Genomic DNA, 14,586 nt, shown 5'->3' with positions numbered 1-14,586 from the left:
ATCCTTTTATATTATCTGTTCAAGTATACTTTACCCTGACGAGGCTCTGTGCTTCCGTCGTTAAAGTCTACCACATAGAAATATACACCTACAGGTAGTACATCGTCTCCCAGACTACCGGATTGGTTAGAAGTTCCATCCCAGGTAGGAGTAGAGGCGTTACCTTTGTACACTGCATTACCCCATCTGTTAAAGATTGTAATGTTGTAGTTTGGATATTCGCTTTCAATATTTTCTATAACTAGCCTATCATTTCTACCATCTCCATTTGGCGTAATCGCTTCTGGGAATAGTAATGCGCAGTCTTCTAGAGTAACTGTAACAGCTAATCTTTCTGAACTTTCGCAACCGTTATCTGAAATAAGTGTAGCGTAATAAGTAGTTCCATCAGTTAGCATAGCATTGTTGCTTAACGCGGTCATACTATCTGCTGATTCGTACCAGGTAACTTCACCAGTTTCGTTGATTTCGGCAGTAAGATCTGCTAGTGTTGGATTATCAAATGCACATAATTCGTAATCTGAACTAATCGTTGGTGCAGGAGAGTCTACGATATTAACCATAATCATTGCAGCTTCAGATTCGCATCCGTTATCTGCAGTTTGAGTTACGTAGTATTCACCATTTACCAATAGGTCTTCTTCGTTTACCATCATAGATAGGTCAGCGTCCGAATACCAGGTTAGGTTAGTACCTTCAGCGTCAAGTAAAGCTGCGGTTGCACCATCTATAGCACAGAATGCTACAGCATCACCAGTTGTTGGAGCTTCTGGAGCTTCACCAAGTGTTATTGTGATTGTAGCTGTATCATCGCCGCCACATTGATCATCTTCAGCCATCACTGTATAAACAACCTCGTAGGTTCCAGCTTCGAAAGCTGAAGGATCCATAATACCGTCGGTAATAACTTCTCCATCTAAAGTGAACTCACCATCCATATCTGCATCTACAGAGATCAATGTGAAAAGATCCTGAAGATCGTCATTTGAACAAACTGTTACGTTCATATCTTCACCGGCGTTGGCGCCTTCAGCGAAAGTAATTGTGATTATCGCTTCATCATCAGGACAGGCGTCGTTTGTGCTTGAAACGGTATAAGTGTACTGTCCTTCCGTATCTACAGATGGGTCAAAAATAGTTGTTCCACTTGCCAGCGCTGGAGATATTGTTCCTCCCTCTTCCGCTTCACCTAGGATAGATGGGTTTAAAACGTCAAGAATATCAAAAGCATCATCACTGGTACATACTTCTAGAGAAGTAGTAGCTCCTGCATTTGGTGAATCATCTAAAATAACTGTAACAGAATTTCTGTCGTCACAGGTTCCATTTGTATTTCCTGCAAAATAGGTTTGACCATCTATAAGTACAGTGTTATCTGCTAGGGCTGTTTCACTTTCTACTGAGTCATACCATACCGCGTTAGCAGGTAATAGGTCCGAAATTGTAGGTTGTCTTGATTCATTGCCTTCACCTATAGATTCACAGAAAGCTTGTTCACTCTCGGTTACTTCAGGACATTCTTCAATTGGTTCATTAGAGAATGTTACAGTAACAGTAGCTGAATCTTGACATTCATTATCATTAGTTACCGTGTAGGTATAAACTCCTGATTCGCCTGTGGCAGGGTCGAAATCACCATTTTCACTACCTGGACTCCACAAGCCACCCTCATCTGGATCTCCGCCTAAATAATTAATTAAGTTAACGGGATCATCCTCTCTAGAAAATTCGATACTTCCATTATCACCAGCATTAGGTCCCTGGAGAACTTCTACTGAATAAATAGCAGAATCACTTCCTATTACACAATCGGAAGTAGGATCTACTGTAAAAGTAAAGGTGAAAGTTCCTGCGCCGTTATTAGAGGGGCTGAAAATCCCGTCTTCTAATTCTTCAAAATAACCTTCTTGTCCTACATCCCCACTTAAATAGTTAAATAAGTTAATATCCGCATCGGTTGAGCATACAATGATATCCTCAACATCACTACCTGCATCAGCCTCTAATGTATCATCTATTGTTATTGTGATTATAGCTTCATCATCAGGACAGGTTTCATTTGTACTTTGTACTGTATAGGTATACTGTCCTTCCGTATCTACAGATGGGTCAAAAATAGTTGTTCCACTTACTAGTGCTGGAGCTATTGTTCCTCCCTCTTCTGCTTCACCCAGAATAGATGGGTTTAATTTGTCAAGAATATCAAAGGCATCATCGCTGGTACATACTGTTATAGAAGTAGTAGACCCAGCATTTGGCGAATCATCCAAAGTTACGATTACCGAATCTCTCTCTTCGCAGGTTCCATTTGTATTTCCTGCAAAGTAGGTTTGGCCATCTTCCAATATAGTGTCGCTAGCTAAGGCTGTCTCACTATCTGCTGAAACATACCAAACTGCAGTAGCTGGTAATAGATCCGAAACTGTAGGTCTTCTAAAATTATTTCCTTCTCCTATAGATTCACAGAATGATTGTTCACTTTGAGTTACTTCAGGACATTCTTCAATTGGTTCATCCGAGAATGTTACAGTAACAGTAGCTAAATCTTGGCATTCGTTATCATTAGTTACCGTGTAGGTATAAACCCCTGATTCGTCTGTAGCAGGGTCGAAATCACCATTTTCATTTCCTGGACTCCAGGTGCCAGTTAAATCTGGATTACCACCTAAATAAGTAATTAGATTAACGGGATCATCCTCTCTTGTAAATTCGATACTTCCATTTTCTCCAGCATTTGGTCCTTCAAGTACTCTTATTGTAATTCTAGCTAGGTCATCTGGACAGTCTTCATTTGTACTTTGTACTGTATAAGTATACTGGCCTGCTGTATCAATTGATGGGTCAAATACTGTAGTTCCGCTAGCTAATGCTGGAGAAATTGTTCCGCCCTGATCTGCATCACCGAGAATTGATGGGTTTAAAACGTCAAGAATGTCAAAAGAATCATCAGTGCTACATACCGTTATAAAAGTAGTAGCTCCTGCATTTGGCGAATCATCCAAAGTTACGATTACTGAATCTCTATCTTCACAGGTTCCATTTGTATTTCCTGCAAAATAGGTTTCGCCATCTTCAAGAATTGTATCATCAGCTAAAGCTGTTTCACTATCTGCTGAATCATACCAAACAGCATTAGCAGGTGATAGGTTAGAAACTGTAGGTCTTCTAAAATTATTGCCTTCTCCTATAGATTCGCAGAATGATTGTTCTGTTTGTGTAACTTCAGGACAGTCAACAAGCTCATCAAGAATTGTAACTGTTGCACTTGATGAACACTCATTTTGACCTGTTATTGTATAGGTGAAAGAAGCTGGAGTAGTGCCCGTGGTTGGATCAAATGTACCGTTCCCTGTATCCCATGTTCCACCTGGATCACCTCCAAGTTCTGCCAAAAGATCAATAATTGAATCATCTCGGTCTTCTAAATAAATAGTGAGACTTTCACCTGCATTGGGCGATTGTGAAATTTCTAAAACAATTGTAGAGGAATCTGTACAATCTGTTTCATCATTGGTAACTGTATAGGTATAAGAATAAGTTCCTACTCCATTAGGTTGATTGGCCTGATATTCTGCAAATAAGGCACCTCCCAATTCCTGCAAATTGTATGTTTCAACTTCTGAAGTTGAATTGTTATCAAAAGTCCCGTCCTGATCTCTGCCTTCTAAATAGCCAGAAAACTCAGTAATTAATGCCGAAATATCTTCTAAATCAGATGTGCAAACTTGCTCGTCTACATCTGCTCCGGCATTAGGGCTTTCCTGAACGGTAACTGTTATAGATGAAGTGTCGGTTGGACAATCATCATTTCCTTCTACTATATAAGTGAAGTTATAATTACCAGGTTCATAATCAGCAGGATTAAAAATATTAGTTCCTGTAGATAATGCCGGGGAAAATGTTCCTGTTTGATCGGGTGAGCCTAATTGAGAATCGTTTATTCTATCCACTAAATTTTCAGGTTCGGCATTCTCACAAAAATTTGTTTGAGTAGTGCTACCAGCATTTGGAGTTGAGAAAAAATCTGCAGTAACTCTTAATTGGCTACATTCGTTATCGCCAGCTCTGTTAAAATAATCTTCTTCATCAACTAATTCAGTATTTGGATCTAAAGGTTCTGTAGAGGTTGCATCAGCAAACCATTCTCCAGCAGGACTTAAATCCTGTACCTCAGGACCTCTAAAATTGTTTCCTTCTCCTATAGATTCACAAAATCTTTGAGTTTCTTCAGTTAAATCTGATGGTATAACTTCAACCGTAACAGCAACTCTATCTTCAGCAGGAGTCTCACATGGAGGTAGCGGGCTTCCTCTCTCATTAACTACCTGGCCTGCATAGTATGTTTGGCCGTCAATTAGTTGTGTAGAGGGTGCTAATGGAGAATTTCCATTTTGAGAACGATACCATCTAATAGCTTGAGTATTATCATAAGTTCCTTCTGCTTCTAAGTCTGCAACTGTCGCATCTTCACAAAAAGTTTGTGCAGTAGCTGCGCTAGGAGCTTCTATTTGATTTGGGTTGAACCCCACAGCAACTCTTTGTGATGGACAGGTATTGCTGCCCGAATCTTGAGAACCATCAGGTACTTGGGCAACAAAGTAACTGTTTCCAGATACCAATGGCCCCGTTAATGGTGTGGTAGACTCCTCACTGTCATAAACTTCGATTGAGTAATCATCTAAAGCAACAAAAATATTCGCTAAATTTTCAGCGGAATAGTTAGCTGGTGTACAGGTAGTAAATTCAAAACCTGCTACAATACTATTAGTAATAGTATTTTGGGGTCGTTGTTGACTATTAACTGTAACTTCAATAGCAATACGCTCACATTGTCCAGATTCTCCACCTACAAAATAGGTTTCTCCATCCGCAAGAAGTTCATTTTGCGGGATGGCTTGAGTATCATTCGCGTTATCATCTGTCTGGTAAACCGGGAAACCATCGGTATCTAGTTCGCTAACAGTTTGTGTAAGACAAAAAGTTTGGGATTGAGAGAAACTAAAATTATCCAGATCTGGACAATCATTCTGCCCAAATGAAGGCAGGGTTCCAATTAACAGTAAAAAGGCGAAAAGGAACCAATTTGTTCCCTTCCTCCCAAAAGTAAAATTTTGCATAGGCTAGGTGTTAAAATTCAATTATTAGTATTAGGTTTAAAAATTTTAGCAGCACAAATATTAAAATAATTTTTAACATTGTAAGTTAAATTAATAACGAGTTTAACAAATTTTATCATTCATGGCCGATTTTTTGTTCATTTGATAAAATCTGTCGTAGTTTGATGCGGCTAAACCACATTAAATTTATGAAAAAATTAATAGTATGACTCGATATATCGTTACTTTTCTGCTTTTCGCCTTGTGTTTTTCTCCTTACGTCGGAGCGCAAAGCAATTTTGAAATTGGGGAAAAATTCCTCAATCAGAATGAAATAAAAAAGGCAAAATCTGTTTTTAAAGAGTTTCCTAACGATCTGAAAGCTTTAGAATATTTAGGTGATATTGCCGGGTTTGAAAAAAGGTGGGATGATGCGATAAACTATTACGAAAAATTGCTGGAAATCAAACCCGATTCTCCAAGATACAATTTTAAGCTTGGCGGCGCTATGGGTATGAAAGCCCTGGAAATTTCTAAACTTAAAGCAGCGTTAATGATAGGTGATATTAAAACTTACTTAAATAAAGCTGCTGAGTTGGATAGGAACCACGCTGAAGCACGACGGGTTTTGGTGGAGCTTTATATGCAATTGCCCGCTATTCTTGGGGGTAGTAAGGATGTAGCTGAGAAATTTAAAGCTGAACTTCATAATATTAATAAAGTAGACGCCTATCTAGCCGAGGCATATATTCATAAATATGAGGGAAATGAAGAGTTAATGGAGATTGCAGTTAAAAACGCCCTGCAGCAAGCTCTGGATAATAAAAAACTTGTAGAACGCAATTACCTAAATTACGAATTAGGGGAGAGGGCTGCGGCTCTAAAAATAATGCCAGATGCGGCTATTTATTTTTTACAGGAATATGCTGAAAATTATAATTATAAGGATTTAAAATCTCCTGCCTGGGCACATTATTATATTGCTCAAATTCAGGCTTCACAAAATAACCAGGATAAAGCTTTGACGCACGTAAATAAAGCCCTGGCGAGTAAATTCAACTTTCCGGAGGCAGAAAAGCTTAAGCGACAAATATTAGAGATGTAAGCTAAAGACATTTTCCTATCTCTTAACTATATTTGCAGCCATTAAAAAGAATTGGAAATCGCCAATTTAATGGCACACGAAATTGAATCTAATGAAACTTCACTTTATAGCAATTGGGGGTAGCGCTATGCATAGCCTAGCCCTTGCACTTCACAAAAAAGGAAATGATATCACCGGAAGCGACGATGCAATCTACGATCCTTCTAAATCGGCTTTGGAAAAGCATGGTCTTTTGCCTGAAAGTTTTGGATGGTTCCCAGAGAAAATAACTAAAGATCTGGATGCCGTTGTAGTGGGGATGCACGCAAAAAACGATAATCCCGAGTTGAAAAAAGCCAGGGAATTAGGCTTAAAAGTCTATTCTTATCCTGAATACCTTTTTGAAATATCCAAAGAGAAAACCCGTGTAGTTATTGGTGGTTCGCACGGTAAAACTACAATTACCGCTATGATAATTCACGTGATGCATTATCACGGAAAGGAAATTGATTACTTGCTGGGAGCGCCCGTTAGGGGAATTGAAAATACGATTCATTTAAGTGATGAAAACGATTTTATGCTGATTGAAGGGGATGAATATCCTGCTTCCCCAATAGATCTTCGTCCTAAATTTCACTTATACCAGCCAAATATCGCTTTGCTTAGCGGGATTGCCTGGGATCATATCAATGTGTTTCCAAGTTTCGAAAATTATGTTGAGCAGTTTCGAATTTTTATAAATTCTATTGTTAAAGGTGGAATTCTGGTGTATAATGAAGAAGATGAAACCTTAAAACAGCTTGCTGAAAATACAGAAAATCAAATAAGGAAACACCCATATTTTACTCCGGAATATCACGTGGAAGATGGGGAGACTATTTTAGAAACTTCAGAAGGCGATATGCCTTTAGAGATTTTCGGTAGGCATAATATGAATAACCTTGCCGGCGCCAAATGGATTTGCCAGCATATGGGAATTGATGAAGATGATTTCTATGAAGCAATGATGGAATTTGAAGGTGCCAGCCGAAGATTGGAAAAGATCTTTGAAAGTGATAATGGAGTTCTATTTAAAGATTTCGCGCATAGTCCGTCTAAAGTAAAGGCCAGCACGATGGCGGTAAAAGAACAATATCCCGATAAAAAATTAATTGCTTGCTTAGAATTACACACTTTTAGTAGTCTTAATTCCGAGTTTATTCAGCAGTATAAAAATACGCTTAGTAAAGCTGATGAAGCGATTGTTTTCTATTCTCCCGAGGCGATTGCGCAAAAACAAATGAACCCTATTTCTGCGGATGAAATAAAAACTGCTTTTAATGAACCAGATCTGGAAGTGGTCTCTGAAACTTCAGTTTTACAGGATATATTGCGGTCTAAAGATTTAAACGATACTGTTTTGCTTTTAATGAGCAGCGGCACTTTTGGGAATCTAAATCTGGAAGACATAAAAGCCTTATTTTAAGATAAACGCTTCATTTTAAATAGTTTTAGTAAGGATAAGGAATCATTTTTTATCTTTATAAAACTATGGAGCAGGAAAATCAAAATGGTTTTGGTATTAAATCCTGGGCAGAAGACGATCGGCCCAGGGAGAAACTGCTTCATAAAGGCAAAGTTAGTCTTAGCGACGCCGAACTTATTGCTATCCTAATCGGTTCTGGAAGTAGAAACGAATCTGCCGTACAATTAAGTAAACGTATTTTAGCTTCCACAGGAAATCAACTGAGTGATCTTGGGAAACTTTCCGTAAAAAAGCTGTGTGAATTTAAAGGAATTGGCCCGGCAAAGGCAGTTAGTATTGTTGCCGCAATGGAGCTTGGCCGGCGGCGAAGAACTGAAGAAGCTCTAGAAAAGAAGAAGATAACCTCCAGTGCTTCGGTTTTTGAATTGATGCAACCCATAATAGGGGAGCTTTATCACGAAGAATTCTGGATTATTTATCTTAATAATTCGAATAAAGTTATTGAGCAACTACAGCTTAGTAAAGGCGGAATAACAGGTACGCTTGTAGATGTGCGTATTACTTTAAGAAAGGCGCTGGAAGTTGGTGCTACGTCAATAATTTTAGCGCATAATCACCCATCGGGCACTTTAAAGCCCAGTGAAGCCGATAAACAACTTACACAAAAGCTTAAAACCGCCGCGCAAAGTTTAGATATTAAGGTGCTGGACCATCTTATTGTAACCGAAAAATCATACTTTAGCTTTGCAGACGAAGGCGTACTTTAAATTGTTTAGATGCTATTAATTTATACCCAGAAAATCACCCCGCGAATAGTTTATACTTTTAAACATATTTGCACAAATATTCTGGGAATTTCTATAAAATTCACTTCAAAAATAGAAGAGTTTATCGCTCACGAGGGGGTGAAGCTTTCCTATGGTAAACAAGCACTGGGAAACGAACTTTTTATACAAAAAGTTGATCTCTTGATGGAGCAGGGTTTAAGTGAAGTAGAAATAAAAGTACAGCCATGGGGCGATGATTCTTGTTTCTTTCCAGTATCGGAGAATAGTGCTTTGCCGTTTGATATTTTTGCCGCTTCCTTTTTTTTGCTGAGTAGATATGAAGAATATTTACCGCACGTAAAAGATGATTTAGGTAGGTTTCCGGCTTCAGAAAGTGTGGGATATCAGGAAGGTTTTTTGCAATCTCCAGTAGTAGATATTTGGGCTTATAAATTTAAGGAAGTCCTTCAGGAGAGATTTCCGGAGATCGCTCTTGAAGAAAGGGAGTTTCATAGCCGCGCAATTATTGCCGTAGAACACGTTTTTAATTTTCAGAATAAAGGATTTTTAAGAAGTTTGGCCGGGATGCATCTCGATATAATAAAACTGCAGTTCAATAAGGTTATAGATAGAATCCAGGTGTTATTAAGAATAAAAAAAGATCCTATAAATATTTTTGAAGACCTTATTGCCTTTATAAAAGAATATAAAGTTTCCTTGCTTTTTATGTTTCAGTTGAGCGATTTCTCTATGTATGATCGCAACATAAATTACAATCGAAATCCATATCGTTCTATCATTAAATATGTAGGTGATTATGCTAAGGTTGGCTTAATTCCCGGATATTTTGCTTACGAAGATTTTAAAACGCTGCGAAAGGAAAAATTACGTATGGAAAACACCGTTCATACACCACTGGAAAGGGTTATTAATGTAAAATACAATTTGAATATTCCTGAATTTTATACTTTTTTGACCGAATTAGAAATCCCGCAAGATTATTCTATGGGCTACCCTGAAGCTTCCGGTTTTAGAGCAGGAACCTGTAGTCCTTTTTTGTTTTATGATATCAATACCGAATCTACTCTCGGTTTAAAAATCCATCCGTATGTCTTCAATTCTAATATTGTTGAGCATAATGATTTTGAAAAAATAACTTCCGAAGTTGCAAAGATGCTGGAAGAGGTAAAGAAAGTAGGTGGCAGTTTTAAAGCAGTTTTTAAAAACCAGGATTTTTCTGAATATTCCGAGCATCAGAATTATTATTCATTATTAAAGCAGATTTATGAAATTAGATAATATCAACCATATATTTTTCGACCTGGATCATACGCTTTGGGATTTCGATAAAAATTCGGCCCTGGCTTTTGAACGGGTGTTTAAGTATAGAGATATACCGTTGGAAATCAATAATTTTCTAGAAGTTTATATGCCGGTAAATTTTCAATACTGGGAGCGTTATAGAAAAGACGAGGTCTCAAAAGAAGCCCTGCGCTACGGAAGACTAAAGGATAGTTTCGATCTTTTAAAATTCGAGGCCGATAGAGATTTAATAGATAATATCGCTATAGATTATATAGAATACCTGCCAGATCATAATTATCTTTTAGATGGAGGGAAAGAGGTATTGGATTATCTGCATGAAAACTACGTATTACATATTATTACTAATGGTTTTGAGGAAGTACAGCATAAAAAACTTATCAATTCTGGAATTCACGAATATTTTACCACGGTAACTACTTCTGAAGAAGCTGGTGTAAAAAAACCTAATAAACAAATATTCGAAATTGCGCTTAAGAAATCTTCAGCAACCCCTCAAAACAGTATTATGGTTGGCGATAATTTTGAAGCCGATTGCACCGGTGCTCAAAATTGCGGGATAAAACCTATCTTCTTTGATTACTACGGAAATAAAGAAAACATCGATATAATACACATAAAAACGTTAAATGAACTGAAGTTTTATTTGTAGTGATAATCTTTTGTTAATTTCGTTAGTACAACCTAATCTGGTGGCTGATGAAATTCTTTTCATTTCTTCTTATCAAGTCTACGGGCCTTATTGCCATAAGTTGCCTGCTGTTAGGCTGTGCCAAGGATATTGATCTCAGCCAGGGTGAAGATATTACGCTTAGTCCCGACTTACAGGTAGATCTACTTATTTACGATATAAATGAATCTGATTTCGAGGATCCAAACACCGGAAATTTAAAAACGCGTATCAGCGACACCGTGCGTTTGGAATTTTTAGACGATGATTATATTCAAAAAGACCTTTTCTCGGTGGATTTCTATTTTAGGCATATCAATACTTTTCCCCGAGAAATTGAAAGTGAAATCAGGTTTTTGTCTGAATCTAATGCGGAACAATTTACTGTAAATTATACCATAAAACCTGGCGCCAATGGCAATCCTGTAACTACAGAGCAATATGAATTAATTGAAGAAGACCGCATAAATTTGGTGCGTAGAAGTATAAAAATGGTGGTGGAATTAGAGGTGCAGCCGGGTACATCGGCTTTTGAAGGTGAATTGGATTTCGCTTCAAAAGGCTTCTTTTCGTTTGAATTTTAGAGATGTGGAAACTTATTTGCTTTTTTTTACTTTTTTCTGGTACGGTTGTGGCGCAAAACAAGCCACTTCTGTTTAATGTAGACGATCTCCCACAGACTTTAATGAGTAATCCCGGAGCTCAAATAAATTTTACCGGCCATATTGGAATTCCACTTTTTTCACAAATACATTTATCCGCCGGTTCTACCGGGGCAGATCTTTACGATATTTTTGCCGATGATGGGGGTAATATAAATTCGCGAATTCAGGAAACCATGCGAGATATGGATTCCAGGGATTATTTCTCAGTAAACCAGCAATGGGAAATCATTTCTTTAGGCTGGAAATTAGATAAAAAGAATTACCTCTCTACCGGGATATACCAGGAAATGGATGCATTTGTATATTTCCCCAAAGATCCTGCTATACTCGCCAATGAAGGTAATAGTAACTATCTAAACGAACCTTTTTACTTCGATGATGTTTCTTTTACCGGAGAAATTATGACAGTTTATCATTTAGGGATCAATCATAAATTTGATAAAAGACTTACAGTAGGAGCCAGAGCCAAGTTTTATTCTGGGATCTTTAATGCCGAAAGTACAGGGAATACCGGAAGGTTTACTACCTATACCACCCAAAATGGAAGGAATGTTTACCGGCACGAGGTCGTAGACCTGGATGTTTTAATAAATACTTCGGGTTTTGCCCCTTTAAAAGAGGAAGAAGGTATGACCGTAGAACAAGCTACTGCTGAATTGCTAAGCAGGTCTTTCTTTGGTGGGAATGTTGGTTTCGGGTTAGACCTGGGGCTTTCTTATATCCTTGATGAGCAATTTATACTTTCTGGCTCGGTACAGGATCTTGGAGCGGTTTTTCAACGTAAAGAGGTTGAGAATTACCGGTATTTTGGCGCTTATGAAACCAGTGGAATTGAACCGCTTTTCCCAGACTTAGATGAGAATGATGAAGCCATTCCTTATTGGGATATTTTTGAAGACGAAGTAGATAGAAATTTAAGAGACCAAACAACCAACCAATCTTACACTACCTGGCGCCCTATAAAAGCTAATTTTGCTATGGAATATGGTTTTGGGCCTGCATTCTTGCCCTGTAACTATTTAAGTGTAAAAAAAGTGAGGTATATGAATTTGCTGGGGATGCATCTAAGTGGAGTAAAAAGGCCAAAAGGTTTTGTCTACGCTTTTACTACTTATTGGGATAGGAAAATTAATGAAAATCAGCGTTTTAAACTATCCTATTCGTTAGATGATTATTCTTTAACTAATATTGGCTTGATGTACACTAGAACTTTTAATAAATTTAATGTTTATCTGGCTGCGAATAATCTACTGGCTTTCCCTAATTTGGCGAAAGCTCATAGTGCTTCTGTTCAGTTGGGAATGCAACTGATTTTCAACAATTAACATCAATAAAATGAAGAAAATACTATTTATACTCGCTTTTTTTATCGGAACGATATCCACCTTTGCGCAGGACCTGGATCAATATAAATACATTATCATACCTGAAAAGTTTGAATTCTCGAAAGAAGAAAATCAATATCAGTTAAATGCGCTTACCAAATTTTTATTTGAGAAGTATGGTTTTGAGACCTTAATGAAAAGTGAACAAAAGCCTCTTGACCTTCAGGAGAACTACTGTTTAGGGCTTACGGCTTCTGTAAAAGACAATTCCGGGCTATTTGTAACCAAGTTAGTCGTTCAATTAGAGGATTGTCGGGGAAATATTGTTTTTGAATCTAAAGAGGGCAGAAGCAGGATAAAGGAATTTAAAGATGCGCACCACGAAGCATTGCGTGATGCTTTTAGTACTATTGAAGAATTAAATTATGAATATGATCCTTCTGAAGTTTCGGCTCCTACGGCTTCCGAAACTAAAGAGGCACAACAGGCAGTTGAAAAAGCCGAGGTTGCACAAACCGAACCAGAAACCGAACCCGTTAAGACTTCTGAAGAAATTGAAACTTCAACAACTGCTCCTGCCGAGGTAGTGGTTGAAAATCCTATGGTCAAAAACGCTTCGGCTAAAGAATTAAATTTCGAAAAAGACGGCATCAATTATTCTCTCGAAAAATCTGATTCCGGTTATTCCTTTTACCAGGAAAATTCAGAAGAACCCTTTGCAGTTTTGGCTAAATCTGGCGGTCAAAATAGCTTTATCTATAAATCGCTCACCCGGCAGGGCGTAGCCTATTTTGACGAGGGAGGTAATTTGATAGTAGAATATTTGAACGCCGAAAATAAATCGGTTAAGCTTGTTTATAAAGCTTCAGCCAATCAATAATTATACTTGGTTTTCCAGCGTTGCTTAAGAAATTCTCTTTGTGCATTTTCCCGCGGATTGTTCCCGGGATCATAAAACTTTGTGTTTTTTATTTGATCTGGCAAAAACTCTACTTCTACAAAATTATTCTCGTGGTTGTGAGCATATTTATAATCTTTTCCATAGCCAATATCTTTCATGAGTTTGGTTGGAGCATTCCTAATAGATAGCGGAACCGATAAATTTCCTGTCTTTTTAACTGCGCTTTGTGCCTGGTTAATCGCCATATAGGCCGCGTTACTTTTGGGGGAAGTTGCCAGGTAGGTAACGCATTGGCTCAATATAATTCGGGCTTCGGGAAAACCAATGGTAGTTACTGCCTGAAACGTGTTATTTGCGATTACCAGCGCTGTTGGATTTGCATTTCCTATATCTTCACTGGCCAAAATTAATAACCTTCTGGCAATAAATTTTACATCTTCGCCACCTTCAATCATCCGGGCGAGCCAATAAACAGCCGCGTTGGGATCGCTCCCGCGAATAGATTTAATAAATGCCGAAATAATATCGTAATGTTGCTCACCGGTTTTATCGTAAAGTACCGTATTTTGCTGAACGCTATTAAAAACAAGGTCGTTAGTAATTTCAAGGTTTCCTTCAGATGAAGTTACCAGGAGTTCAAAAATATTGAGAAGCTTTCGGGCATCACCGCCACTTAATCTAAGTAAAGCTTCGGTTTCCTTTAATTTGATATTTTTGGCCGCAATAATTTTATCTTCCCTCATCGCCCTTTCTAAAAGCGCTACCAGATCTTCTTTGCTAAATGGTTTTAAAATGTAAACCTGGCAACGGGAAAGTAGGGCAGAGATCACTTCAAAACTCGGATTTTCTGTAGTGGCACCAATTAAAGTAACCCATCCTTTTTCTACCGCGCCTAAAAGAGAATCCTGTTGAGATTTGCTAAAACGGTGGATTTCATCTATAAATAGAATAGGGTTTTTTGTAGTAAATAAACCATCGCTTTTCTTGGCCTTTTCTATCACTTCACGAACATCTTTTACGCCACTACTAATTGCGCTCAATGTAAAGAAAGGCCTATCTGAAGTGGTGGCGATAATATTGGCTAAGGTGGTTTTGCCAACACCCGGCGGTCCCCAAAAGATCATAGAAGGAATTATACCTTGTTGAATTTGTTGCCTCAATGCTCCTTTTGGCCCAATTAGATGCTGCTGACTTAAATAGTCGTCTAAAGTTTGTGGGCGTAATCTTTCTGCTAATGGTTTACTCATCTGACAAAATTAGTAATTTGAATAACACTTTGTCATCTATTAA

General features: G+C 38.0%; 10 protein-coding genes. 8 read left to right on the top strand and 2 right to left on the bottom strand.

All coding sequences use genetic code 11. The annotated features are described in order from the left end of the window. Positions 1 to 11 precede the first annotated feature (11 nt). Entirely contained in the window at positions 12 to 5,117 is a 5,106-nt protein-coding gene (locus tag APB85_RS15215) for a gliding motility-associated C-terminal domain-containing protein (protein ID WP_057482255.1), read from the bottom strand. 205 nt (positions 5,118 to 5,322) lie between these two features. Between APB85_RS15215 and APB85_RS15210 the strand changes: the two genes are divergently transcribed. From APB85_RS15210 to APB85_RS15175, 8 genes are all read left to right on the top strand, one after another. Then, positions 5,323 to 6,201 carry a tetratricopeptide repeat protein gene (locus APB85_RS15210; RefSeq protein ID WP_057482254.1) on the top strand — a complete coding sequence of 293 codons (879 nt, stop codon included), beginning with the start codon at positions 5,323 to 5,325 and terminating at the stop codon, positions 6,199 to 6,201. A gap of 91 nt (positions 6,202 to 6,292) precedes the next feature. Further along, positions 6,293 to 7,645 (top strand): UDP-N-acetylmuramate--L-alanine ligase, encoded by a 1,353-nt coding sequence (locus APB85_RS15205; protein ID WP_057482253.1) that lies wholly within the window; start codon positions 6,293 to 6,295, stop codon positions 7,643 to 7,645. Positions 7,646 to 7,710: 65 nt separating this feature from the next. Continuing rightward, the gene (gene radC, locus APB85_RS15200; RefSeq protein ID WP_057482252.1) at positions 7,711 to 8,412 is read left to right on the top strand and encodes a RadC family protein; all 702 of its coding nucleotides are present in this window, start codon (positions 7,711 to 7,713) and stop codon (positions 8,410 to 8,412) included. Positions 8,413 to 8,421: 9 nt separating this feature from the next. Then, positions 8,422 to 9,711, top strand: coding sequence for a polysaccharide deacetylase family protein (locus APB85_RS15195; protein ID WP_057482251.1), 1,290 nt, complete (start codon positions 8,422 to 8,424; stop codon positions 9,709 to 9,711). Then, the gene (locus APB85_RS15190) at positions 9,698 to 10,387 is read left to right on the top strand and encodes a YjjG family noncanonical pyrimidine nucleotidase (protein ID WP_057482250.1); all 690 of its coding nucleotides are present in this window, start codon (positions 9,698 to 9,700) and stop codon (positions 10,385 to 10,387) included. The genes APB85_RS15195 and APB85_RS15190 overlap by 14 nt, the downstream gene beginning before the upstream one ends. A gap of 47 nt (positions 10,388 to 10,434) precedes the next feature. Beyond that, positions 10,435 to 10,989: a zinc-binding metallopeptidase family protein gene (locus APB85_RS15185; protein WP_057482249.1), complete on the top strand. Its 555-nt coding sequence runs from the start codon at positions 10,435 to 10,437 to the stop codon at positions 10,987 to 10,989. A gap of 2 nt (positions 10,990 to 10,991) precedes the next feature. Next, on the top strand, positions 10,992 to 12,395 hold the full coding sequence (locus tag APB85_RS15180) for a DUF5723 family protein (protein WP_057482248.1): 1,404 nt from the start codon (positions 10,992 to 10,994) through the stop codon (positions 12,393 to 12,395). 10 nt (positions 12,396 to 12,405) lie between these two features. Further along, on the top strand, positions 12,406 to 13,275 hold the full coding sequence (locus APB85_RS15175; protein WP_057482247.1) for a hypothetical protein: 870 nt from the start codon (positions 12,406 to 12,408) through the stop codon (positions 13,273 to 13,275). On the opposite strand, the gene APB85_RS15170 is transcribed toward APB85_RS15175, so the two are convergent. After that, positions 13,269 to 14,543: a replication-associated recombination protein A gene (locus APB85_RS15170; protein ID WP_057482246.1), complete on the bottom strand. Its 1,275-nt coding sequence runs from the start codon at positions 14,541 to 14,543 to the stop codon at positions 13,269 to 13,271. The genes APB85_RS15175 and APB85_RS15170 overlap by 7 nt on opposite strands. Positions 14,544 to 14,586 lie beyond the last annotated feature (43 nt).

This window comes from Salegentibacter mishustinae, from assembly GCF_002900095.1.
GTDB lineage: Bacteria > Bacteroidota > Bacteroidia > Flavobacteriales > Flavobacteriaceae > Salegentibacter > Salegentibacter mishustinae.
The sequence above is the reverse complement of the archived record's forward strand: the minus strand, read 5'-3'. Positions and strand labels throughout refer to the sequence as shown.